At 70.0% G+C, this 25,226-nt stretch carries 14 protein-coding genes; 6 read left to right on the forward strand and 8 right to left on the reverse strand.

Annotation, left to right across the window (positions count from 1 at the left end; all coding sequences use genetic code 11):
* Positions 1-14: 14 nt before the first annotated feature.
* On the forward strand, positions 15-2,390 hold the full coding sequence (locus AB0M73_RS23195) for a ricin-type beta-trefoil lectin domain protein (protein ID WP_363893724.1): 2,376 nt from the start codon (positions 15-17) through the stop codon (positions 2,388-2,390).
* A gap of 8 nt (positions 2,391-2,398) precedes the next feature.
* Here the strand turns inward: AB0M73_RS23195 and AB0M73_RS23200 are convergent, their stop codons facing one another.
* The 3 genes from AB0M73_RS23200 to AB0M73_RS23210 all read right to left on the reverse strand — a co-directional run bounded on the left by AB0M73_RS23200 (position 2,399) and on the right by AB0M73_RS23210 (position 7,425).
* Positions 2,399-3,142 (reverse strand): ricin-type beta-trefoil lectin domain protein, encoded by a 744-nt coding sequence (locus AB0M73_RS23200; RefSeq protein WP_363893727.1) that lies wholly within the window; start codon positions 3,140-3,142, stop codon positions 2,399-2,401.
* Between the two features lie 172 nt (positions 3,143-3,314).
* Positions 3,315-5,987, reverse strand: coding sequence for an RICIN domain-containing protein (locus AB0M73_RS23205; protein ID WP_363893730.1), 2,673 nt, complete (start codon positions 5,985-5,987; stop codon positions 3,315-3,317).
* A gap of 25 nt (positions 5,988-6,012) precedes the next feature.
* The gene (locus AB0M73_RS23210; protein WP_363893733.1) at positions 6,013-7,425 is read right to left on the reverse strand and encodes an RICIN domain-containing protein; all 1,413 of its coding nucleotides are present in this window, start codon (positions 7,423-7,425) and stop codon (positions 6,013-6,015) included.
* 260 nt (positions 7,426-7,685) lie between these two features.
* On the opposite strand from AB0M73_RS23210, the gene AB0M73_RS23215 reads away from it, so the two are divergent.
* Complete coding sequence (locus AB0M73_RS23215) at positions 7,686-9,788, forward strand: cellulose binding domain-containing protein (protein ID WP_363893736.1); 2,103 nt, start codon at positions 7,686-7,688, stop codon at positions 9,786-9,788.
* A gap of 49 nt (positions 9,789-9,837) precedes the next feature.
* Here the strand turns inward: AB0M73_RS23215 and AB0M73_RS23220 are convergent, their stop codons facing one another.
* From AB0M73_RS23220 to AB0M73_RS23235, 4 genes are all read right to left on the reverse strand, one after another.
* Entirely contained in the window at positions 9,838-11,115 is a 1,278-nt protein-coding gene (locus AB0M73_RS23220) for a ricin-type beta-trefoil lectin domain protein (RefSeq protein WP_363893766.1), read from the reverse strand.
* Positions 11,116-11,186: 71 nt separating this feature from the next.
* Positions 11,187-12,644: an arabinofuranosidase catalytic domain-containing protein gene (locus tag AB0M73_RS23225; RefSeq protein WP_363893739.1), complete on the reverse strand. Its 1,458-nt coding sequence runs from the start codon at positions 12,642-12,644 to the stop codon at positions 11,187-11,189.
* A 341-nt stretch (positions 12,645-12,985) separates the two neighbouring features.
* Positions 12,986-14,176, reverse strand: a complete 1,191-nt coding sequence (locus AB0M73_RS23230) for a cellulose-binding domain-containing protein (protein ID WP_363893742.1) — start codon at positions 14,174-14,176, stop codon at positions 12,986-12,988.
* A 105-nt stretch (positions 14,177-14,281) separates the two neighbouring features.
* On the reverse strand, positions 14,282-16,177 hold the full coding sequence (locus tag AB0M73_RS23235) for a cellulose binding domain-containing protein (RefSeq protein WP_363893744.1): 1,896 nt from the start codon (positions 16,175-16,177) through the stop codon (positions 14,282-14,284).
* A gap of 549 nt (positions 16,178-16,726) precedes the next feature.
* On the opposite strand from AB0M73_RS23235, the gene AB0M73_RS23240 reads away from it, so the two are divergent.
* Positions 16,727-18,463 (forward strand): phosphatase PAP2 family protein, encoded by a 1,737-nt coding sequence (locus AB0M73_RS23240; protein WP_363893746.1) that lies wholly within the window; start codon positions 16,727-16,729, stop codon positions 18,461-18,463.
* Positions 18,460-19,788, forward strand: coding sequence for a jacalin-like lectin (locus tag AB0M73_RS23245; protein ID WP_363893748.1), 1,329 nt, complete (start codon positions 18,460-18,462; stop codon positions 19,786-19,788). The genes AB0M73_RS23240 and AB0M73_RS23245 overlap by 4 nt, the downstream gene beginning before the upstream one ends.
* 15 nt (positions 19,789-19,803) lie before the next feature.
* On the opposite strand, the gene AB0M73_RS23250 is transcribed toward AB0M73_RS23245, so the two are convergent.
* Positions 19,804-22,329, reverse strand: a complete 2,526-nt coding sequence (locus AB0M73_RS23250) for a glycoside hydrolase family 3 C-terminal domain-containing protein (RefSeq protein ID WP_363893751.1) — start codon at positions 22,327-22,329, stop codon at positions 19,804-19,806.
* A 467-nt stretch (positions 22,330-22,796) separates the two neighbouring features.
* Between AB0M73_RS23250 and AB0M73_RS23255 the strand changes: the two genes are divergently transcribed.
* Together AB0M73_RS23255 and AB0M73_RS23260 are read left to right on the forward strand one after the other, a co-directional pair.
* Complete coding sequence (locus AB0M73_RS23255; RefSeq protein WP_043714841.1) at positions 22,797-23,489, forward strand: hypothetical protein; 693 nt, start codon at positions 22,797-22,799, stop codon at positions 23,487-23,489.
* Positions 23,490-23,501: 12 nt separating this feature from the next.
* Positions 23,502-25,190: an RICIN domain-containing protein gene (locus AB0M73_RS23260; protein ID WP_363893754.1), complete on the forward strand. Its 1,689-nt coding sequence runs from the start codon at positions 23,502-23,504 to the stop codon at positions 25,188-25,190.
* Positions 25,191-25,226: the final 36 nt, after the last annotated feature.

Here is a 25,226-nt window from a genome sequence, read left to right on the forward strand (position 1 = left end):
ACGGGAGGTCCACTGTGGAGAGTCGCTGGCCGGTGCTGCTCGGCATCCTCGTCCTGCTCGTGGGTGGCCTGGTGGGTATCACCGCCACGCCGGCCCAGGCCGCGACCTCGATCACGCTCAACGGCTCGTCGGGCGGGCGCACGTTCGACGGGGTCGGCGCGATCAGCGGCGGCGGGGGCAACTCGCGGCTGTTGTTCGACTACCCGGAACCCCAGCGCAGCCAGATCCTGGACTACCTGTTCAAGCCGGGCTACGGCGCCGCGGTGCAGATGCTCAAGATCGAGATCGGCGGCGACACCAACTCGACCTCCGGCGCGGAGCCGAGCATCGAGCACACCCGCGGCGCGGTCAACTGCGACGTCGGCTACGAGTTCTGGCTGGCCCAGCAGGCCAAGGCCCGCAATCCCGACATCAAGCTGTACGGGCTGGCCTGGGGCGCGCCCGGCTGGATCGGCAACGGCAACTTCTGGTCCACAGACATGATCGGCTACCTGTCGTCCTGGCTGGGCTGCGCCAAGCAGCACAACCTGTCCATCGACTACCTCGGCGGCTGGAACGAGCGCGGCTACAACATCGGCTGGTACGAGAACCTGCGCTCCACCCTCAACTCCAGCGGCTACTCCGCGGTGAAGATCGTGGGCGCCGACTCCGACTGGGGGATCGCCAACGACATCAACTCCAACCCGGCCTTCGCGTCGGCGATCAGCGTCATCGGCACGCACTACCCGTGCGGCTACCGCTCCGCGCAGAGCAACTGTGGCGTGCCGGCCGCCGCCACGAACTCCGGAAAGACGTTGTGGGCCAGCGAGAACGGCTCGGACGACTACAACTCCGGGTCGCAGGCGATGGCTCGCGGCATCAACCGCGGCTACATCGACGGCAAGATGACCGCGTACCTGAACTGGCCGATCGTCGCCGCGATCACGCCGAACCTGCCCTGGCCCACCATGGGCCTGGTGCTGGCTTCGCAGCCGTGGTCCGGGCACTACTCGGTGGGCAAGAACGCCTGGGTGCAGGCGCAGACCACCCAGTTCACCGCGCCCGGCTGGCACTACCTCGACAGCTCCAGCGGCTATCTCGGCGGCAACCGCAACAACGGCAGCTACGTGACGCTGAAGTCCACCAACAACAGCGACTACAGCACGGTCATCGAAACAGTCGACGCGGGCAGCGCGCAGACGGTGAACTTGTCCGTGACCGGCGGGCTGTCCACCGGCGCGGTGCATGTGTGGTCCACCAACCTGAACTCCAACAACCAGGCCGACTACTTCGTGCACGAGTCCGACATCACGCCGTCCGGCGGCAGCTACAGCGTCACCTTGCAGCCCGGCAGGGTCTACACCATCAGCACCACGACCGGGCAGGGCAAGGGAACCGCGGCCGGTCCCGCCTCCGGCGGCTTGAGCCTGCCGTACGCCGACAACTTCGACAGCTACGCCACCGGCGCCGAGGCAAAGTACCTGATGGACTGGCAGGGCGCCTTCGAGGTCGCGGGCTGCGGCGCCGGGCGGGCGGGGCAGTGCGTGCGGCAGATGAGCGCGCAGGCCCCGATCACCTGGGACGCGCTCTCGGATCCGCATGCCCTGCTCGGGAACACGGGCTGGAGCAACTACACCGTCTCGTCGGACGTGCTGCTGGAGAAGTCCGGGTACGCCGAACTGATGGGCCGAGCCGGTTCGCAGGACTACTCCGGCGCCGGCGGGATCAACGCCTACCACCTGCGGGTCAGCGACAACGGCGCCTGGTCCGTCCTGCGTACGAACACCGGGGCCAACGTCACCACGCTGGCCCACGGCACCGTGGCGGCGCTGGGCACCAACCGCTGGCACAGCCTGGCCCTCACGTTCGCCGGCAGCACCATCACGGCCAGCATCGACGGCGTGACGGTCGGCTCGGCCAACGACTCCACGTGGGGCGCGGGCCAGGCCGGCTACGCCACCAGCCAGGGGGAGACGGCGCAGTTCGACAACCTGTCCATCACTCCCGGCAGCGGCGGCGGCACCGGCGGCGCGACCGCGACGATCGTCGGGGCCGACTCGGGACGCTGCGTGGACGTGCCCGGCGCCAGCCAGACCCCCGGCACCCAGGTGGAGCTGTGGGACTGCAACGGCGGCGCGAACCAGCAGTGGACGGCGACCGCCGCCGGTGAGCTGCGGGTGTACGGCAGCGCCTGCCTCGACGCCGCCGGTCAGGGCACGGGCGCCAAGGTCGACATCGCCACGTGCACCGGCGGCGCCAACCAGAAGTGGGCCGTCAACGACGACGGCACGATCACCGGAGCCCAGTCCGCGCTCTGCCTCGACGCCACCGGGGCGGGCACCGGCAACGGCACGCTGATCGAGCTGTGGACGTGCAACGGCGGCGGCAACCAGCGATGGAGCCGCGACTGAGGAACCGGCTAACCGAGGGTCCACCGCTGATTGGTCCGGCCGTTGCAGGTCCACAACTCGACCTGGGCCCCATCGGCGGTGGACCCTCCCGTCACGTCCAGGCACAGTCCCGACTGGACACCGGTGATCGTGCCGTCCGGGCCGACCAGCCACTGCTGGTTGGCCCGTCCGTTGCAGGGCCAGACCGTGACCGGTGTGCCCGGCGTCGTGCCGTGCTGGTAGGCGTCCACGCACTGCGTGACGCCGTTGAGCGTGACCGTCAGCTGACCGGACGGCGTGCGGGCCCAGGCCTGGTTGGGACGCCCGCTGCAGGACCAGATCTGGAGCTGCGTGCCGGGCGTGGTGGAGTTCGGCACGTCCAGGCACTTGCCGGCGGCCCGGACCTGGGTGCCGGCGGGCCGCGGCGCGGTCGTGGTGTTCCCCGGTTGAGGTCGGGGCTGCGGCGGGTTCGCCGTCGTGATGGCGGATGTGCCCACGCGCGGCGGTGAAGAGACGGTGGGCATGGCCTGCGGCGGCGCCACCACGTCGAAGGGGGAGCCGGGTGTGTCGGTGTCGACCGTGGACGACGGCGTGACCGGGAACCGCCATTCCGACGAGGGCGCCGGCACGGCCACGGGCTCCGGCGACGGCCAGTTGGTCGCCAGGAAGATCACCACCGAGCAGACCAACGCGCCGGCCGTGGCCGTCCACACCACCGCCGCGTCGAGCCGCTGCCGGCCGCGGTGTCGTGGCTGATCGTCGAAGGGCTCCATAGCGCGCGCAGCTTACGCGACGACCCCGCCGGCCTTACGCCGGCGGGGCCGTTGGTTTTGTTCTACCGCAACGGAAGTCTGCCGCGACGGAAGCCGAATCGGCTGTATTCGATCCTTTCGACGCCGACGCGGCCACCTGGGCCGGCGACGCTGCGCGAACCGGGTCGTCCGGTCAGGCCCGGTTCAGTTGCCACTGCTGGTTGGCCCCGCCGTTGGCGGCCCACTGCACGACCTGCGCCCCGTCGCTCGTCGCCGCACCGTTGACGTCCGCCACCAGTCCGCTGTCGTGGCTGACGATGGTGTAGTAGCCGTTGCCGGTGGACCGCAGATACCACATCTGGTTGGCGCCGCCGTTGGCCGTCCACTGCTGCAGTTGCAGCCCGGCCGTGCTGCTGTTGGCGTTGACGTCGAGCACCTTTCCGCTCGGGACGTACTGGAGGGTGTAGGAGCCGTCGGAGGTCGTGGCGATGGTCCAGGTGGCGGTGCCGCTCTGCTGGACCACCTTGGCACCGTCCGCGGTGGAGTTGCCCGCGACAGCGAGCGGCTTGCCGCTGTTGCGGTTGACGATGTGGTAGTTGCCCGCTGCGGGTCCGTCTCCGCCGCTTCCGGCGAGGGTGAAGTACTCCACCGCGTCGGTGAAGACGGGGCTGCCGGACTTCGTGGTCGACAGCTGCAGGTACACGCGGTTGCCGGTGGCCGGGGCGGTGAAGGACACCGGCTGGGTGACCCGCGAGCCGAGCGGGACGGTCAGGGTCGTGCTTCCGGACGCCACGACCGCGCCGTCCGGCGCGTCGAGCCGCGCCGTCCAGGTGAAGCCGACCGAGGTGTCGGCGAGGTCGTCGTTGAAGACGGTGATGTTGCGGGTGACCGTGGAGTTCCGGGCGTAGTTGGGCACGGCCTGCGGCAGAGGGAAGGCGCCGTTGGAGTCCGAGACGCCGGAGGCCGACCAGAACGGCAGGTCGACCGCGGCCACCGGGTTGAACGCCGCCTGCACGCGCTGGATCTGCGGGTTGCTCCAGGGGTCCGGCAGGTTGTCCGCGCCGTAGATGGGGCGACCGCCCTCCTCCGGGGTGAAGTCGGTGGTCCGCACTCCCGGCACGACGCTGGCCCAGGCGGACAGCAGCGTGTACGGACGCAGGTCGGTGGCGTTCTTGCCGCGCTTGGCCAGGGTTGCCGTGGCGAACCACTCGAAGCCCTGCTTGGTGTCGCATGCCGGCCAGATGTACTCGCCCTCGCCGTCGGGCCGCCCATTCACGGTGATCAGGCCCTCCCCGTACCGGCCGAAGCCGTCGACGTAGTGCGGGAACACCGCGAAGTTGGCGTACGTCATGCCGGGATACCCGTTGAGATTCCCGCCGCTGCCCAGCTCGACAATGACCGGCCGGGTGCCGTCGGCGCCGTTGATCGCCGCGTACAGGTCCTTCTCGAACTGTTCGGAATCCTGGCCGCTCTGGTTCGGCTCGTTGACCTGGCTCCAGCGGATGACCGCGGGGTGGTTGCGGTCGCGCAGGACCAGCGCACGGGCGTGGTTGACCATGTTGTCGTGCCCGGCGTTCCAGTCCTGCCCGGATTGGGAGCCGCGGATCGCGGTCTCGTCGATGATCATCAGGCCCATCTCGTCGGCGACATCCAGCATGTACGGGCTGGCGGGCTCCTGGTGGATGCGCAGCACGGTGAAGTTCAGCCGCTGGTAGTTGTCCACCGTCTGGGGCCAGCCGCCGTTGTTCGACGAAGGGGGCAGGAAGCCGGGCAGGGTGTCGTAGGCGTCGCCCTTGCCGCCGTTGTTGATCCGGTCGTAGTCGGCACCCTGGAGGTTGTCGCCGCGGAAGTTCACGCGCACGCCGTTGAGGTAGTAGTAGTCACCGTTCTGGGTGGCCTCCCGGAACCCGAACCGGTACGTGGCGTCGCTGGTGTGCCCGTCATCGGTGACGGCATGCACCGTCAGCCGGTGCAGCTGCGCCTGGTACCCCGACCGGTACGGCACGTTGGGCCACCAGTACGAGGTGCTGTCGAGGTTCCACGCGACCGGCCCGACGGTCACGGTCGCGGTCGAGTGGGCTGCCACGGTGACCGTGCGGCTGGGCAGTTCCGGGTAGCTGAAAGCCGTTGCGTTGTTGGAGGACAGCGATCCGGTCAACGTCACCGACCGGGAACTGCCCGACGTGTTACGCACCGACACGTCGTAGCTCAACGTCTTGTTCGCCACCGACGTACGCACGAATGTGTCACTGACGTCCACCGCCGGGTACGTCCGCAGGAACGCCGAGCGGTAGATCCCCTGGGGGACCGCCTCGGACCACTCGGCGGCGTCGGGCACCAGGTACCGGCCGTTGGATGCCTTCAACGCGCCGCGGCCCTTCACGTCGACGCTGATCGTGTGGGTGCTGCCGGGGGCCGCGTAGGCGGTGATGTCGAAGTTCGACGGCGTGAACGCCGTGGTCTGCGTCGCCACCACCCGGCCGTCGACCGACAGCGTCGCCTGGTGATTGACCGCCCCGAACTCGATCCACGTCGACTGCGGCTGACCCGAGTCGGGCACGGTGATGTCGCGCGAGTACACCGCCTCGTTCACGTCGGTGAAGCCCTGCTTGTACCAGCCGCCGCCGGGCACGGTGATCGAGGTCGCCCCTCGACCCGTCGGCGTGAAACTCCACGTCCCGGCCAGGTCGACCGAGGCGATCGCGGCGGCGCCGGCAGCTGCGGCCGCGGGGGCTGGCTGTGTTGCGACGGCCGGCTGTGCTGCGGCGGCGGGTTGTGCCGTGTCGATGATCGCGAGGAGTGTGGCGCCGGCCAGCGCCGCGTGGGCGAAGCGCTGCGATAGCCGGCGAGGGCTGTTCTCACGCATCAAGAAACCCCTTTCGCGGGTGTCGCTAGCCGGCGGCGACGATCCGCCACTGCTGGTTGGCGCTGTTGGTGTCGCTCCACTGGCCCAGGTCGCCGCCGCTGCCGGTGCGGCCCATGCCGTCGACGAACTTGCCGGTGGCGCGGTTCTTGATCCGCACGTTGTTGGCGTCGGTCAGCACTGTCCACTGTTGACTGGTGGCGTTGGTGTCGCCGCGCTGGCCCACCACCGCGCCGTCGGTCGTGTTGCCCTGGCCGTCGAGGTAGAGGCCGGAGGCGCGGTTCTTGACGCGGACGTAGTTCCCGTCGTTCTCGACGACCCACTGCTGCTCGTAACGGCTGTTGTCGCCGCTGCGCTCGACGGCCTCGGCGCCGCCGGCGGCGTCGACGTACAGGCCGTTGGCGGCGTTGACGATCCGCACGTACGTGCCGCCCCCGTTGCCGATACCCCACGCGTACTGAAGTCGGGTCAGTCCGGACGGGTTCACCAGTGACAGCGCGATGTTGGCGCCGGCGCCGGTCTTGGTGGTGAGGCTGTACCAGTCCCCGTCACGCAGGCCGGGCCAGAAGACGCTGCCCATGCCGAGGTTGCGCAGTTCGCTGCTGACGCCGCGGATGTAGTCGGCGAAGAAGGAGCCGCTGGGGATGCTGTAGTCGATGGGGTCGTAGTGGACGCCGTTCTTGCTGCCCGGACCCATCGGGCCGCCCCATTCGGTGGCCACGGTGCGGCTGGCGTAGCCGCCGATGGAGTTGGCGATGTGGTTCGCCCACTCGGTCTCGTCCTCGTAGCCGGCGAAGAAGGAGTAGTCGTGCACGGCCAGCAGGGTGTTGTCGAGGCGGTGGTCGTTGCCGACGGCGGCGACGTTCTGGGCGTCCCCGGTGCCGTCGAGGATCACCCGGCCGCGCGGCACGTTGGAGTAGCGGGACAGCCAGTCGTTGTAGGCGTTGTCGAGGGATGCGGCGCTGTAGCCGTAGGGTTCGTTGATGACCTCGAAGTAGGCGTTGGCGTTGCCGGCGTACCGGGCGACGACCTTGTCCCACATCTGGTTGAACCCGGTGGTGCTGGTCGGTTTTCCGCCGGTGTAGGCCCAGTAGGCGAGGATCACCCGGCCCTTGGTCAGCGCGGTGTCGATCGCGCCGGTGTAGGTGCCCCAGTAGTTGGCGACGGTCGGCTCGTTGATCGGCATCCGGACCGTGTTGGCGCCGGTGATCGAGTCCAGCTGCCCGACGACGCGGTCGGCCACGGTGGCGGCGGAGGAGTAGGTGTCCGAGGCGCCCAGTCCGGACACGTACAGCACGCCGTTGACGAAGTTGTCCCGCTGGTCGGCCCAGTTCACGCCGCGGAACTGACTCGTGGACGCGAAGGCCGAGTGCTGGCCGGCGACGAGGGTTCCCGCGGCGAGCACGAACACCGCCACCATCCTCGACACGATTGATCTCATGGTCATTCCTCCCACGCCGGCATTATTTCCTTGGTGGACAACGATGATCCGTCCGGACCGTAGCAGGGACATCGGTCGCAGCGCACGCCTCGCGCGGTCGGCTTCCGTTGCCGCATGTAAGTTTCATGGCCCCTTGGGCCGGCTGGTCCGGACTGACATGCGACTTCGACTCGATTCGACGACACTGCGTCGGCCGTCGCGGTGGACACCTCCGCGCAGGGTTTGTAATTCGAGGCGAACGACGGAAGGGGAATGATCGAATGGACAGAAACGAACGATGGATCCGCGGTGTCACCGGGATCGCCGTGATGGCGCTCGCCGCCGCCGGCCTCACCGGGCCGGCCGTTGCCGCGACCACGGCCGGCGCCACGGTCTCCGTCAACGCGGCCGGCGGACTCGGTTCCATACCATCGAACGCGATCGGCCTCAACACCGCCGTCTACGACGGACACATGAACGACCCGGCGATTCCCGGCCTAGTCAAGGCCGCCGGCATCACGGCGCTGCGCTATCCCGGCGGCTCCTACGCGGACATCTACAACTGGCAGACCAATGTGGCCCAGGGCGGATACGACGCGCCGAACACCAGCTTCGCCGACTTCATGAAGACGGCGCAGGCCACTGGGACGAACCCGATCATCACGGTCAACTACGGCACCGGCACCGACGCGCTGGCGCAGGCGTGGGTGCGCGAAGCCGATGTCACCAACAACTACGGGATCTCGTACTGGGAGGTGGGCAACGAGGTCTACGGCAACGGAACCTACGGGGCGAACTGGGAGGCCGACAGCCGCTGCACCGATGCGGCGGGCAAGCCGGTGACCGTCGGCAGCGCGCCGGCCCAGACCTACAACTGCGGGCCGGCCACGTACGCGGCCAACGTGCTGAAGTACAGCACGGCGATGAAGGCGGCGAGCCCGAACATCCACGTCTGCGCGGTGCTGACCACGCCCGGGTACTGGCCGGACGGCGTGACCAACCCGACGACCAGCCCGCAGCCGTGGAACCAGACCGTGTTGACCGCGCTGGGCGCCAGGACCGACTGCGTGATCGTGCACTACTACCCGGGCGGGTCGACCACGGCCGGGATGCTGACCGATCCCAACGACATCCCCGGCGTCATGTCCACGCTGCGGTCGCAGATCAGCCAGTACGCCAAGGTCGACCCGGCCGGGGTGAAGATCGTCGTCACCGAGACCAACTCCACCATCGACCTCGACACCCAGCCGGCCGCCCTGTTCGGCGCGGACATGTACATGAGCTGGCTGGAGCACGGCGTCACCAATGTGGACTGGTGGAACGAGCACAACGGCCCCGGCACGCCGAGCGTGGTCAACGGCGCGCAGGACTACGGCGACCAGGGCATCTTCTCCAGCGGCGCCAACGGAAGCGGCGTCACCGAGCCGGCGGTGAACACGCCGTTCTCGCCGTACTACGCGATCCAGATGTTGTCCAGGCTGGGTTCTCCGGGCGACCAGATGGTCACCTCCTCGTCGGCCAACGCGTTGGTGCGCACGCATGCGGTGCGCCGGGCGAACGGCAGCCTGGACGTGCTGATAGACAACGAGGATCCGAGCACCACGTACACGGTCAATCTGAACTACAACAACTTCACGCCTTCGGGATCGCCGACGGTGTTCACACTGGCCAACAACGGCACCGCGATCACCAGCACCACCCAGTCCTCGGCGACCTCGGTCACCGTCGCGCCGTACTCGCTGACGGTCGTGCAGGTGCCGGGCAGCGGCGGAACCGGCACCACGGCGCCGGGTGCTCCCGGCCAACCGACGGTGTCGAACCTGACCTCCACCGGCGCCGTGCTGAGCTGGCCGGCGGCGACCGCGGGCAGCTACCCGGTCGCGCGCTACGACGTGTACGCGGGCGGTTCGCTGGTCACCACGACCACCGGCACCTCGGTCACCCTGGCCGGGCTGACCATCGGCGCCACCTACACCGACAACGTCGTCGCCGTGGACACCCACGGCAACGCATCGCTGCCGTCCGCGCCGGTGACCTTCACCGTGCCACCGCCGGCCGACAGCAGTTGTGCCGTGCACTACGACGTCACGAGCAGTTGGCCCGGCGGCTTCGGCGGCAGCATCACCGTCACCAACCGGGGTTCGACGGCGGTGGACGGGTGGCGCCTCACGTTCGCCTGGCCGGACGCGGGGGAGGCGGTGCAGTCCGGCTGGAACGGAACCTGGAGCCAGACCGGTCAGCAGGTGACTGTCACCAACGCCGACTGGAACCGCACCATCGCCGCCGGCGGCTCGGCGGCGCTCGGTTTCAACGGGACGAACACCGGCGCGGCCCCGGCGCCGACCGTGTTCTCCCTCAACGGAGCCGTGTGCTCCTCGGTGTAGCAGAACGGCCGGCGCTCCGCGATCGGAGCGCCGGCCGTTCCCACGGTCGTCACGGGGTGCGCAGACTCCACTGCTGGTTGGCCTGCCCGTTGCACGACCACAGCTGGATCTTCGTGCCGCTGGTCGTGCCCTGGCCCGTCGCGTCGAGGCACAGGCCCGACTGCACGCCGGTGATCGTGCCGTTGGCGTTGACGGTCCACTGCTGGTTGGTCTGGCCGTTGCAGTCCCAGGTGATCACCTGGGTGCCGTTGGCCGTGCCCCGGCCGGACGCGTCGAGGCACTTGTTGCCGTAGGCCGTCAACTGCCCGCTGGACGTGACCGTCCACAGTTGACTGTCCTGCTTGGCGCAGTCGGCCAGCTGCGCCTGGGCGCCGTTGGTGTTGGACACGTCCAGGCACCGCCCCGACTGCGTGCCCACGAGCTGCTTGCCGGCGGGCGGCGGCGGGGGCGGGGGCTGGTTGGAGTCGAACTGGCTGAAGAACTTCCAGACCTCGCCGGAGGTCCAGGTGTGCCAGCCGTCACCGGTGGATCCGTCGATCGGGCCGGGGTCGTGGCCGGCCCCGTCGAATGCCGCCCAGACGACCGGATAGCCGGCCTTGCAGCCGGAGTAGGCGGTGACGATGTGGGTCAGGCTGCCCTGGGCCGGCTCCGGCGGATTCTGTGGCGTGCAGCCGTTGTTGCGGACGAAGGTGTCGCGCAGCGCCCGGCCGTTGGAGATCGGCAGCACGTTGTCGCGCAGGCCGTGCAGCCCCATGTAGGCGATGGGCTGGGTGCCGCCGCTGCAGCCGCTGAGGTTCGCGCCGGAGTACACCGCGACCGCGCGGAAGACGGTCGCCCGGGCGCAGGCCAGGGCGTAGGTCATCGCGCCGCCGTAGCTGAAGCCGGCCGAGAACAGCTGGGCGGTGTCGACGCACAGGCCGCCCTCCAGCTGCCTGATCATGTCGTCGACGAAGGTCACGTCCTGGCCGCCGGAGTTGCCCCAGCCGTTGCCGATGCCCTGCGGCGCGACGAAGATCGTGCCGTTGCCGGCGCTGTCGGCCAGCCGCCGCAGGCCGTAGTAGGACCAGTTGTAGCCGTCGGTGCCGCCCGAGTCCACGTCGTTGGCGGTGCCGCCGACCCAGTGGAAGCCGAAGACCAGCCGGTAGGGGTGGTTGTTGTCGTAGTTGGCCGGGACCCGCAGGATGTAGCTGCGGTTCTGGCCGCTGCTCTGGATGGTGTGCGTGCCGCTGGCCAAGGTCGGGGCCTTGCCGCAGCCGGCGGTCGACGCCGCCGGGTGGGCGGCCGGGCCGGTGGTGGTCGCCGACGCGGCCTGCGCGGCGCCGGTCATGGTCAGGAGCAGTGCCGCCGCGGCCGCGACTGTCCCGAGCAGGGTCCTACATTTCGACATCACGCGTCTCCCTAGCCGAGAGTCCACTGCTGGTTGCTGCCGCCGTTGCATGTCCACAGTTCGGCCAGTGCGCCGTCGGCGGTGGACGCGCCCGTCACGTCAAGGCAGAGCCCCGACTGGACGCCGGTGATCGTGCCGTCGGAGTTGGCGGTCCACTGCTGGTTGGCCTGGCCGTTGCACGACCAGGTCTCCACCTTGGTCCCCGGACTGGTCTGGTTGCCGCTGGCGTCCATGCACAGCGTCGTGCCGCCGAGCGCGACCGTCAGCTGGTTGGACGACGTGCGCGTCCAGGTCTGGTTGGGCTGGCCCGTGCAGCTGCGGATCTGCAGTTGCGTGCCGGGGGTGGCAGACGAGTTGGGCACGTCCAGGCACTTGCCCGCGCCGACCGCGTGCAGCGGCCCGGTGCCGCCACCGCCGCCACCGCCGTTGTTGTTGTAGCCGGCCGCGGTGATGTTGGCCTGCACGGCGTTCTCGGTGGCGTCGGACGGATAGCCCGAGGTCATGACGCCCTCGTAGAAGGTGCCGGTGGATCCCTTGCTGTTGTCGCCACCGGTGCCGAGGATGATCGCCCCCTGCTTGCGCATCGGGTTGTAGCCCGAGACGTTGGGGCGGGGTCCGCTGTAGAACGTCGACAGGCCGCCGGACTGCGCGTTGCCGCCGCGGATGGCCCACTGGTTCGGGCCGCCCTTGATCATCGCCGTCGTGTAGCGGTAGTTGATGGTGGGGTCGTTGGCGTTGTAGTGCTGGTTCACGCCGGAGAACAGGCCGTTCTCCAGGTCGGCCATGATCCACGGGCCGTTGCCCGCGCCGTAGCCCCAGACCCGGATGTTGCCGAAGTAGATGGCCTCCATGGTGCCGTTGCCGTCGTCGTTGCTGTTGGTCTCGGCGTTGCCGTAGTCGAAGCAGCAGCCGCCGTTGTAGTGCGTGCCGTCGACGATGGCGTACATGCCCTCCGGCTGGTCGCCGGTCGCGATGCCCGACGTGTGGTTGTCGCGGTATCCGGTGCCGGCGGCCACGTAGACGCCGTAGGCCTTGTGCCCGTTGAGGGTTGTCGGGGCGGCGGTGGCGTTGGCCAGGTTGTCGGGGCCGCCGGCCGCGCCGCCGGCCGGCGCCTGGGTGAGGTTGTTGCCCTTGCCGGACTGGTCGTAGATGATCGTGATGAGGCACGTCGTGCCGGCGCAGAAGGAATCCTGTGCGGCGGAGTCGGAGTAGCCGTCGACGACCCCGATGTTGCGGGTCGTGTTGTCGGACGAGCGCCGCACCTGGTAGAGGGAGCCGGTGTACGCGCCGTACAGCGCGCGGGTGGTGCTGTGCGCGGCCACACACGGCGTTCCGCCGGCCGCGTAGATGTCACACGGTCCCTGGGCCGCGGCCGGCGCCGCGCCGACCGCGACGCCGACCGCGAGCATCGCCGCCGCGCTCGCCGCCAGTATTCGTCCGGCACGAGGCATCCATGTTCGTCGGACCATAGATGAACTCCCTTCTTCATGGTCGAGTGCGGATGGTGCATGTGTACGACTCATCTGCCGCCCTCAGGACAGCACGACCTGCTGAAACCAACAAGAAGAGGACCTCGGCCCGGCCACGCCGCCGGCAGTAATCGCTGGTCGGGCGACGGAATGGGTAGTACTTATACCGGCGGGGCCATGTAACTTTCCCGGCACGGCAGTGGTTGCCCGCGGTCACCGACCGGTGCTCACACGGTCTGAGCTGCGCGAAGACGACCGCGGCCGGCATCGGGACGATGCCGGCCGCGGTCGCCGGGAGTGCGCGTCCACCTGCCATCCACAGTGGACCGGGGTGATTCCGGTCAGCCGCAGCCGATCCGGCTGGTGCCCAGGGCCACGTCGTCGAACCAGAGCCCGTCCGGACCGCCGCCCCCGTAGCTTTCCCAGCCCAGCTTCAGATCGGTCAGCTTCGGCCGCCAGGCGCGCCCCAGCCACTGGTCGTCGATGTTCGAGGTGGGCACGCCGTCCTCGGTCAGGCCGGGCACCGCGGACCCGTTGACCCAGGTGTGGATCTGGCCGTCCGTGCCGCTGACGGAGAACTCCACGCACGTCCAGGCGTTGACGGGCAGCGGCACGCTCTGCGCGACGCCGGCCGGGCTCTGGTCGGGCAGCGTGGCGTCGTCGGACTGCCGGTTCCACATCAGGGCGCCGTTCTGGCCGCCGAGCCGGAGGTCGGTGTCGCCGGCCGCGCCGTCGTTCATGGCCAGGAACGTCACGTGACCGGTGGGCAGCGGGGTGGTGTGCCTGAGCCAGAACCGCACGAACCAGGTGGGGCTCGCGGCTGGAGGGTCGGTCGTGTCGTCGACGAACACGTGGTTGCAGTACCCGTCCGCCCCGGTGACCTGCAACGAATGTGTGCCCGTGTGCGCCGAGGCGGTGGTGATCGCCGCCGTGCCGGCGCCCGCGCAGTTGGGCGTCACCGTGCTCCAGCGCCCCGACGGCGCCGGACCGGTCTGGTCCTCGAACCCGTCACAGCGGATGGCCGTGGACGCCGCGCACCCGGAGCCGGCCGGCGGCGTCGTTGTCGTGGTCGTCGTTGTCGGTGGGGTGCGGTCGTTGCAGGGCTGTCCGTTCACCGCGAAGTCGACCGGCACGTCATTGGTTCCGGAATACGTTGCCTGGAAACCGAAACTCGTCGACCCGCCGGTGGGAATCGCGCCGTTGTAGGGCTCGTTGGTCGCGGTGACCGCCGTCCCCGTCTGGGTCACCTGCGCCGACCAGCCCGATGTCACGTGCTGATTGCCGCCGAACGTCCACGTCACCGTCCACGAGGCGACGGCGGGGCCGTTGTTGGTCACGGTGATGGTCGAGGTGAACCCACCCGCCCACTGGTTGATCTGATCGGTGACCTGGCAGATCGGGGTCGCGGCCGGCTGCGGGTCGCTCGTGGCCCGTGCGTTCGGCACGACGACCGCGGCGAGCACGAGGCCGCCGAGCGCGGCGAGGGTCGCAGCGAGATGCCAAGCGGATGTCCTGCGGCGTAACGCATCCATGTCAGTCCTGACGTCGGTGGGCGTCGAGCGGTGTGACGCCGACGTGGCCGAGGAAGGTCGCGCCGGCGGCTGCTGGCCGGCCCCGAACCACCAGCCGCCGGTCGGTCAACTCGCGCAGGTCATGCCGTTGACCGTGAATGCCGTCGGGGGCGCGCTCGAATTCGACCAGCTGCCCTGGAAACCGAACGATGTCGACGCGCCGGCGGCGACGTTGCCGTTGTAGCCGGCGTTCACCGCGGTGACGTGCGCGCCGGACTGGGTCACCGTGGCGTTCCAGGCGCTGGTGATCCTCTGGTCACCGCCGAACGTGAAGGCCGCCGTCCAACCCGACCACGGCGTGGCGCCGGTGTTGGTGACGGTCACGCCGCCGGTGAAACCGCCGGGCCAGGTGTTCGGCTGGTAGGTGACCTTGCAGCCGCCGGGCGTGCCGGACGTGCCGGGCTGGAGCGTGATCATCGTCGCGGTGTACGGGGCGATCGTCTGCGACGCCGAGGTGCCGGTGGTCGTCGTGGTGATGCCGGTGCCGGGCGGTGCGAGCGTGGCCACGGTCGGTGCGGCGCCATTGGGCGTGAACCCGGTGTAGGCGAGGTTCACCGTGTAGCTGGTGCTGGGATCGTCGTTGACGAGCATGACGCGCAGCGAGCCGTCCGCCGCCTTCACCGCGTAGGACTGCACGAGCGAGGCGGTGGAGGACGCCGACACCAGCGTGTCCCCGGGGTGGATGAACCGGCCGAGCAACTGAAGGCCGTAGTAGGCGGGGAACGGCGTGTCCACGGCCGGTTCGCACACCGTGGCGCCGCTGGCCGTGTCGCAGGTCGCGTCGGAGAGCACGCCGTAGTCGCCGTAGGTCGCGGCGCCGTACAACGACGGCCCGTTGTCGCCGGTCGTGACGATGCCGTTGTGGATCTGCCACCAGTCGACGTTCGCGATGCCCTGGCCCAGCCAGCCGAGATAGTCCTGCTCCAGGTGCAGCGCGTTGACGATGCCCACCGTCTGCTTGCCGGGATTGGACGACACCGAGTTGGTCTCGGTGATCATGATCGGCAGGTTCGGGGGCAGCTGCCCCCGCAGGGACGACACCATGCCCGGGATCTGGGCGTCGGCGGCGAGCAGGCCGGCGTCGGTCGGCCCCGGCGGCGTGACGGTGCTCGGGTTCTGCGGGTACCAGTGCACGTCGGCGAAGCCGATCTGGTTGCCCAGCGCGGACAGGACGGTCTGGTTCCACGGCTGCGGGCTGCCGGCCGAGGTGATGCCGTCCGGCCAGTTGCCGGGCGCGGTGAGCACGACGCCGACCACGATGCTCGGGTCGACCGCCTTCATCGCGCTGATGTACGCCTTGGCGTTCTGCGCGTAGACGGCCGGGCCGCAGTTGGTCGGGTTCGCCCCGGTGGCGCAGTGCTGGTCGGGTTCCCAGCTGCCGCCGTAGGTCCCGTTGCCGTAGATCTCGTTGCCGATCTCCCAGTACTTGATGCCGAGGTGGTGGGTGACGTTGGCGTAGCGCACCCAGTCGGCGGCCAGCTGCGCGCCGCTCTCGGCGGGACTCTGCTTGGCGCCAGCCGTGTCGCCGGTGCCGTAGTTGACGGTGACCATGCCCTGCGCCCCGGTCTGGGCGAGCAGCGTGGCGTACTGGTCGAAGTCCACCGCCTGTCGCTGGCCGGACTGCACATCGGTGTTGGTCCGCCAGTCGTAGATGTCCGACTCCGTGCCGCCGGGGAAGCGGATCACGTTGGTGCCGGCGGACTTCAGCAGTCCGGGGACCGCGGCGTCGGTGAGGGCGGCGTCGTACACCGAGCCGTTGATCCCGATCGCGGTGCTCGGCACGGTCGCGAGCGCGCTGCCGGCGTTCACGCTCACCGACGCGCTCGTGGCCGCGGGCTTGGCGGCAGTGGGCGCGGTCGCCACCGCCGCCGGTGTTGTTCCGGCTGCCCATGTGGCGGACATCAGCGCCACGACGGGCACTGCCGCCCATCGTCTCCAGTGGTCTCGGCGGGACGTCCGCATGCCGCAGCTCCTCGTGTCGTGGTGACCCGGCCACGGCGAGGCTTGGCATGTTTCCCGGCGGGCGTCAATCAACGGCCGTGAGCACCCCGTTCCACCTGGCGAGGCCCGTGAAACTTTCGCCGTGGCTCCGGACGGCCGGCCGCCGCGCGGCGTGGAGGTCGAAGCCGCGGGTGGCCGCCGGGTGCGGAATCGATCGTCGAATTCGACGAATTCAGGGCGGGCCTGCGGAAAGGTGTTCGGCCTTGGTATACGGCGGATGGCCGGCCGGGAAATCCCCTCTGTCGGCTCTTGACGGCCGGTGCCGGGCGGCTGATCATTCGTCACGGCCGCGAGGACTGTGAGCGCTAACAATGTATGGTCCAGCCGCGCCGTCGCCGGGGCGGACATCGTGTCGGCGACCCATTTCCCGGGCGGTTCGTACTGGAGAAGCAGTTGAGATCAGACACTGTGCGGCGGCGGGAGTTCCTCCGGCGGTCCGCGCTCGTCACGGCCGGAATCGTGGTTGCGCCGGCGGTGGTTGTCCCTTCCGCACAGGCGGAAGAGTTGTCGTTGGCATTCGTCGACAACTATCGCACGAATGTCTCGGCCAACCGGACCGTGCAGTCGAATGCGGCGGTGCGCGCGCTCGCCGGAATGCAGCGGCTGTGGCGGACGGGAACGGCGTGGAACAACGGCGCCGGGCTGGATCTGTCGGTGTTGCGGGCGAATGTTCGACACGTGGTCATGGTGACCCGGTCGCGTACCCGGTCGCAGGCGAAGCGGGCGTTCGTCTTCGACCGGCAGCACCAGTCGTACGCGGCGATCGGCGGCCTCGGCCCGCTGGCCGACCTGTACCGCCAGGGCGCGAAGGCGGTCACGAGCATCACGGACGCGCCGGACGGGACGCCGCCGGGCCCGGTGGACGAGGTGATCCCGCCGGGTGCGCCGGCGGGATCGGCGCTCGGCGCGGGGGCCGAGGATTCGGCGCTGGGCCTGGTGGTCCAGTTGGTGGACACGGTGCGTGGGCCCTACGCGTCGGGCAACCCGAGCAAGTACGCCTACCAGTACCCGCGGCCGTGGCGGATGAACGCGGACAGCCGGGTTGTCGACACCGGTCGGGTCGATGCCTTCGGGTACCCGGTCTACGCCTCCGATGTGGTGGTGGCCCCGCAGCTGCTGCGGCAGCGGAGCCTGAGCCCGGTGGACGACGCGGGCTACCCGAGCGGCCACACCAACGCGTTTCACCTGGCGTGCCTGGCGTTGGCCTACGCGGTCCCGGAGCGGTTCCAGGAGTTGGTGGCGCGGGCGTACGACCTGGCCGACACCCGGATCGTGGCCGGCATGCATTCGCCGCTCGACGTGATCGGCGGCCGCATCCTCGCCACGGCGCTGGCGGCCGCGACGCTCGCCGACCCGGCCAACGCCACGCTCAGGACGGCCGCGCGTGACCAGGCGCTGCGCTACTTCACCGCGGAGACGGGAACAACCGCGGACACGCTGTACGCGCGGGCGCACACCGGGCCGGACGAGTACGCGAACCGGCAGGCGAACGCGGCGATGGTCGCCGCGCACTCGACCTACGGGCTGCCGGGCACGGCCGCGCGCACGCCGATGAGTGTGCCGAAGGGCGCGGAAGTCCTTGTGGAGACCCGTCTTCCCTACCTGGACCCGGCCCAGCGCCGCGAGGTGTTGCGCACGACGGCCTTCCCGGCCGGCAACCAGCTGATGGACGGCCCCGAACAGTGGGGACGGCTGAACCTGTTCGCCGCGGCCGACGGTTATGGCTCCTTCGACGCCGACGTCCACGTCGAGATGGACGCGGCACGCGGCGGGTTCTGCGCCGATGACAGCTGGCGCAACGACATCGGCGGCGCCGGCGGCCTGGTCAAGTCGGGCAGCGGCACGCTCACGGTGATGGGTTCGAACCACTACCGCGGCGGCACGCGGGTCGAGGCCGGCACGGTGGTGGCGGCGACGCCGACCGCGCTCGGCTCAGGTCCGGTCGAGGTCGTCGGCGGCGCGTTGAGCCTCGGTCGGGGCCTGTGCGGCGGGGACTACCGCCAGTCGGGCGGCCATCTCGTGGTCCGGCTCGGAGACGTGCTGTCCGGCGAGTCCATGGTGATCTCGGGTGGCGTGCTCGAGATCCTCGTGGACTCCTCGGTGCCGCGCGAGCCGGTCCGGGTGCTCAGCGCCTGCCGCCTGCACGGGCGGTTCGGCGCTATCAAGATCAACCGTCCCGGCCTGCGGGCGGTGCCCACCTACAGCTCGAACTGCCTGTCGATCCGCATCCAGAAGGAGCAATCGTGAAGAGAAGCCTGGCCACAGCGGTCATCCTGGCCCTGGCGGCGCTGGCCGTGCCGGCGGTCGGTCACGCCGACGGCGCCGACGGCGGCAGCTTCTCCGTGCTGAGCCTCAACGTGGCTGGCCTGCCGGAGGGGATCTCCAGCGCCCCGACGCCCCGACAGTCGGCTACCACCGCGATCGGCCAGCGGCTCGGCCCGTACGACCTCGTGCACGTCGAGGAGGACTTCAACTACCACGCCGCCCTCTACGCCGCCGACAACCACGCCTACCGCACGCCGACCAGCGGTGGCGCGGGCGTCGGCAGCGGCCTGAACTCGCTGTCGTCGTTGCCGTACGACGGGGACGACTTCGAGCGCGTGCACTGGAACTCGTGCCAACTCGACTCGGGGGACTGCTTGACCCCCAAGGGTTTCACGTTCATGCGGACGCGGCTGGCCGAGGGCGTCTACGTCGATGTCTACAACCTGCACACCAATGCCGGCACCAATGACGGCGACGAGTCGTCGCGGGCGTCGAACCTGGCTCAGCTGAGCGGTTTCATCCAGTCGCACTCGGCCGGCAACGCCGTGATCGTCATGGGCGACACCAACACCCGCTACACCCGCGCCGCCGACACCATCGCCGGTTTCGGAGCCAGCAACGGACTCACCGACGCGTGGGTGCAGCTGGTCCGGGGCGGCAGCGCTCCGGCGGCGGGCAGCCCGGCGCTGGTGTGCGACGAGCAGGCCGTCACCAACGACTGCGAGGTCGTGGACAAGGTTCTCTACCGCGGCAGCAAGCTCGTCAACCTCAACGCCACGTACTACAACAACGAGCACGCGAAGTTCCTGGACGACTCGGGCAAGATGCTGTCCGACCACGACCCGATCACCGTGAAGTTCAGCTGGTCGCGCAATCCGGCGCTGCGGTTGTCCGAGCAGTTCGGCGGCCCGCACGGCGACTACTTCACCGACGTCGCCTCGGTTCCCGCCGCGGCGCGGGTCCGCACCCTGTCGCTGCGCAGCGGCGCCCGGATCGACCAGCTCGGCGTCACGCTGGACAACGGCGCCACCCTCACGCACGGCGGCACCGGTGGCAATTCGGCGTCGCTGGCGTTGGCCGGCAACGAATACGTCACGTCGGCCACCCTGTGCGGGGGCAGCTACCAGGGCCACACGCGGATCTTCTCGGCCCGCTTCGTCACCAACCTCGGGCACACCCTGGCCGGCGGCCAGGACACCTCGGACTGCGTCACGCGGACCGCGCCCGACGGCTGGCAGATCGCCGGCTTCCACGGCCGGACCGGCGACGAGGTCGACAAGGTCGGATTCCTCTACACCCAGCGGTGATGGCCGGTTCCCGGCTCAGTCGAACGTGATCGCCGACAGCCGGAGACCGGTTGCGGCGCACACGATGAACAGGTCGCAGCGTTCGGGCAGTGGCGGCAGCGCGGCCGTCACTGCCGTCGGGTGCTGGGCCGTCGCGGGTGGCACGGCGAGCAGGGACAGCACCGGGCCGTCGGCCGAGTCGGCATGCAGTTCGACGATGACCGGCCGGTCGCCGAGGTTGCCGCCGACCACGCCCCAGCGCCGAGCGCCGGCGGTCTCGCAGTGCAGAAAACCCAGCCAGGCGCCCGGTCGCAGGGGCGAGAGCACCGGGCAGTCCCGTTCGTCGGTGTCCACGATGGCGATCCCGGCGGTCATGTCGGCCGTGCTCGCGGGAACGGGGCCGGCGGCCAGTTTCCGGCCGGACACGGTGGCGCCGTGCACGGTGATGGCAGCGCTGCCGACCAGGTCGTCGGCCGACCGGCCGACGCAGATCTCATGGGTGCCGCTCTCGACCACCCACCGCTGGGTGATCACGTCCCAGAAGGCCAGATCCGACGTGCGCAGCAGGAAGGTCACGGTGCGGCTGGCCTGCGCGGCCAGGGTGATCTTCTGGAAGTCGCGCAGCTGCTGGTTCGGCTGCGTGACCGCCGACCGGAGTTGCCGGGTGTAGAGCTGCACGACCTCGGCGCACTCCCGGAAGCCGGTGTTGCGGACCTGGACCGAGATCGCCAGCTCCTCGTCGTCGCGCAGGCGGGAACCGCTGAGCCGCAACGGCCCGTAGGCGAACGTGGTGTAGGTGAGCCCGTGTCCGAAGGCGTACAGCGGTTCGCGGCGGGTGTACATGTAGGTCCACTCGCCGGCGACGGTGTCCCGGTCGAGATCGGCCGGCACGTCCGCGTCGGAGCGGTACCAGGTCTGCGGCAGCCGGCCCGCCGGCGACTGCTCGCCGAACAGGATCTCGGCCACGGCCCGATGGGTGTTCAGTCCACTGGGGACGGACCACAGGATGGCCGGCACGTGATTGTCCGCCCACCCCAGGGCGTAGGGGTGCGGGCTGAGCACCACGAGGACGCTGTTCGCGTTGGCGGCCCGGGCCTCGCGCACGACACGCTCCTGTCGGGCCGGCAGGTTCAGGGTCCGGCGGACCTGCTGACGGGTGTCGTCCGGCCTCGGGTCGTCGCCGACGGCCAGCACCACGACGTCGGCGTTGCGGGCCAGGTCCGCGGCCCGGGCGGCGCCGTCGACCAGGACCTCCCAGCGCAGCGGCGTGGCCAGGGCGCGGTCGGTGGTGGTCGAGGTCGTCCGGTCGGACTCGTCCACCGTCAGGTACGCCCCGGAAGCCAGGTCGCCGGCGAGAAGCGTGCCGTCCGGCTGCTGCTCGGCGGTCAACGTCAGGTCGCCGGCCCGCAGCGCGTAGCGGCCGGGCCGCCACTCGGTCATCTCGAACTCGACATCGAGCGGGTGGCCGGTGTCGGCGGCGACGAGGCGAACCCGGTCCGCGCCGGTGTCGTGCTGGACGTCCTCGACGCGCAGGCGCAACTGTTCCGCGAGTTCCTCGGCGTGCGGCCCGAGCACGGCCATCCGCAGGCCGACGCCGGTCAGCAGCGGCAGCAGTCCGTCATTGCGGAGCAGGACGATCGACTCCCGAGCGGCCTGCAGGGCCAACTCCTGATGGGCGGCCGGGTCGGCGGTCGGACCGTCGGCGGCCTCCAGCCGCAAGCGAAGCGTCAGCATCCGGCGGGCGGCGAGGGCCAGCCGCGAGTCCGCCACGGCGCCGGCCCGGTGGGCCTCGACCAGCTCCATGCCGGCCCGCCAGGGCCCGAGGAAGCCGTCCACGTCCATCCGCAGCGCCTCGGTCGCCGCACCGCGCGCCGGGGCCGACCTGGCCTCGAACCACACCAGGGTGTCCTCGTCGCTCCAGGTGCGGACGATCTCCCGGATCAGGAAGGTGGCCATCGTCGGCGCGGCGCCGAAACGCTCCGCCGACAGCACCGCGCCGACCGGGCCGCCGAGTTCGAAGCAGGCGCGGAAGACCGTCAGCTGGTGCTCGTGGGTCAGCCGGAGGTTGAACGACTCGCGGGGATTGGTGTCGGCGTTGTCCCCCCACCACAGCACGGGCGCGACCCGCGTCCGGCCCTCGTCCGCCCCGCGCATGCCCAACGCGTGCAGCGCGGCGAGTTTGGCGCACAGCAGGGGGTCCTCGCCGTAGCGCTGGTCGTTGCGGCCCAGCCGCGGATCCTCCAGCGGGACCGGCACGGGTATTTCCCGGACCGGGCCCGCGCCGGCGGCCCGGATTTGGTCGGCGACGGAGGCGCCGACCAGCAGGGCCAACTTCGGATTCCAGCTGCTGCCCAGGCCGAGCGGCGACGGGAAGGCCGTGCCGAGGTCCTCGGTGACCGTGCGCACGGTGAGATCCGTCGGGGGCAGGCCCAACCGTTCGATGGCGGGCTGTAGGTGCCCGAGCAGGGCGATCCGAGCCGCCGGACCCAGCCGGGCCAGCTCGAGATCGACGATTCGAGCACAGTCGGACCGGCCGTCGTGAAGCTCGCGTGCGGATCGCACCGTCACCCCCGCCCCAGTGCCACCACCCCGTTCGGACGGTGACCTTCGATCATGTGGAGCAGCAGTGTTTACGCTGGACGCGACCCGGTCAACATCGCCGTCCATCGAACATGTCGAATTCTCATGTTTTCCCCCGGAAGGCCGAACCCGCAGGTCGTGGGCCGCCGGCGGACGCGGGCCGGGCGCCGCCGCGGTCCCGGACGCACTGTGCGAAATGGACCGTCGAATCTTCGACACCCCGCGTTTTCGGTCGTTTCGTCGAAACTTCGTCGAAGACCCAGGCCGACGCGGCCGGACGCCGGCGGGTCCGGTCCGGCCGGTGAACAGCGGTTCTTGACCGCGGCTCGATCGGCCTGCGACAGTGCAATCGGTTCGACGGAAACTCCCGATCGACCCGCAAGCCTTGCCGTCGAAGGAAGTTCGACGACCGTATCCGCGCAACGTCGCCCGGAAGAAAAGGCAATCCGATGCGTAAAACCCTGCGCTACATCCTGCCCACGGTGGCCGCGCTGGCCACCGTGGTGCTGACCGCGACATCGGCCCAGGCCGCCACCTGGTCCTCGTCCGACAAATGGGGATCCTGGTCCAACGGCGGATACACGATCACCAACGACGTCTGGGGCAGCGGCGCCGGCCCGCAGTCGATCTGGGCCAACTCGTACAGCAACTGGGGAGTCAGCTCCAACCAGCCCAACACCGGCGGCGTGAAGTCCTATCCGCACTCCGGGCGGACCATCGGCCGCCAGCTGAGCAGTCTCGGCAGTGTCACCAGCTCCTTCAACGTCTCGGTGCCGGGCGCCGGCGCCTACGAGACCGCCTATGACATCTGGGCGAACAACAACGCGTACGAGATCATGTTGTGGATGAACAAGACCGGCGCGGTCGGGCCGATCGGCAGCCTGCAGACCACGGTCTCGGTCGGCGGCCACACCTGGGACGTCTACAAGGGATCCAACGGCTCGAACGCGGTGTTCTCCTTCCTGCGCCACGGCAACACCAACGCGGGTTCGGTCGACGTCAAGGCCGTGCTGAACTGGATCAAGTCCAAGGGCTGGTTCGGCGACGTCACGCTGGGCGACGTCCAGTTCGGCTTCGAGATCACCTCGACCGGCACGGCGCGGAGCTTCACGTCCAACAGCTTTTCCGTGTCCTCGTCCTGATCGGGATCCAGCATGAACATCGAGCGGCGTCGCCGAGGTCGCGGGTTTCTCGGACGGGCCATGGCCATCGGGATCGCGGTGCTGTCCCTGGCCGTGGCGCAGTCCTCGGCGGCGGCAGCTGGTCGTCCGTCGACAAGCGCACCCGTGCCGTCCGTCGCCGCGGCGACGCCGCCGATGGGCTGGGCCTCATGGAACACCTACGCCGCGGCGATCAACGCCGACGCGATCAGGACTCAGGTCGACGCGATCGTCGCCGGCGGCCTGAAGTCCGCCGGCTACCAGTACGTCGACATCGACGAGGGCTGGTGGCAGGGCACCCGGGACGCCGCCGGCGACATCACGGTGGACAGCGCTGACTGGCCGGGCGGCATGGGGGCCGTCGTGGACTACATCCACAGCAAGGGGCTCAAGGCCGGCATCTACACCGACGCCGGCCGGGACGGCTGCGGCTACTACTATCCGACCGGGCGCCCGGCGGCGCCCGGCTCGGGCAGCGAGGGCCACTACGGCCAGGACTTCCTCCAGTTCTCGCGGTGGGGATTCGACCTGGTGAAGGTCGACTGGTGCGGCGGCGACCACGAGGGCCTGGACGCGCGGAGCACGTACCAGACGATCAGCGACTCGATCGGCCGGGCCACCGCCAGCACCGGCCGGCCGCTGCTGCTGTCCATCTGCGACTGGGGCCGGCAGGCCCCGTGGAACTGGGCGCCGGGCATGTCCACCCTGTGGCGGGACAGCGACGACCTGATCATCTGGGGACAGAGCCCGTCCATGGACCACGTGCTGGCCAACTTCGACGCCGCCATGCACCCGGACGCGCAGGGCGCCGGCCACTACAACGATCCGGACATGCTCGTCGTCGGCCTGCCGGGGTTCACCGCGGCCCAGAACCGGACGCACATGAGCCTGTGGGCGATCTCCGGGGCTCCGTTGCTGGCCGGCAACAACATCGCCACGATGAGCGCGGACACCCGAGCCGTGCTCGCCAACCGGGAGGTTCTGGCCATCGACCAGGACGCGCTCGGCAGGCAGGGCGTGAAGGTGGCCGAGGACCAGGAGGGCCGCCAGGTCTACAGCAAGGTCCTGGGCGGCTCCGGCCGTCGCGCGGTGGTGGCGCTCAACCGGACCGACAGCGCCGCCGCGATCGACGTTCGCTTCGCGGACCTCGGGCTCGCCGACACCGCCGCCGTCCGCGATGTCTGGGGTGCGACCGACCTCGGCTCGATGACCACCAGCTACCGGGTGACCGTGCCGGCGCACCAGGCGGTGCTGCTGACCGTCGCCGGCGCCGAGAAGCCGGGCGCCGGGACCCGGGTCGCCGCGGTCACGGGCCAGCAGTCCGGCCGCTGCGTCGACATCGACAACCACGCGACGGTCAACGGCACGCAGGCCCAGCTGTGGGACTGCAACGGGCAGGACAACCAGCGCTGGACGCGTACCGCGGGCCAGCAGTTCACCGTGTACGGCGGCACGAAGTGCCTGGACGCGATGAACGCCGGCACGAAGGCCGGCACGCCGGTGGTCATCTGGGACTGCAACGGCCAGCGCAACCAGCAGTGGAGCGTCAACTCCGACGGGACGATCCGCGGCGCGCAGTCGGGGCTGTGCCTCGACGCCAGCCAAGCCGGGACGGCCGACGGGACGAAGCTGATCCTGTGGACCTGCGGCGCCGGCGCCAACCAGCTCTGGCATCTGAACTGAGATCGGCCGGCCGCCGCGGGGTCTCCCGCGGCGGCC

The organism is Kutzneria sp. NPDC051319 (assembly GCF_040682195.1).
In the GTDB taxonomy this organism is placed as follows: Bacteria; Actinomycetota; Actinomycetes; order Mycobacteriales; family Pseudonocardiaceae; genus Kutzneria.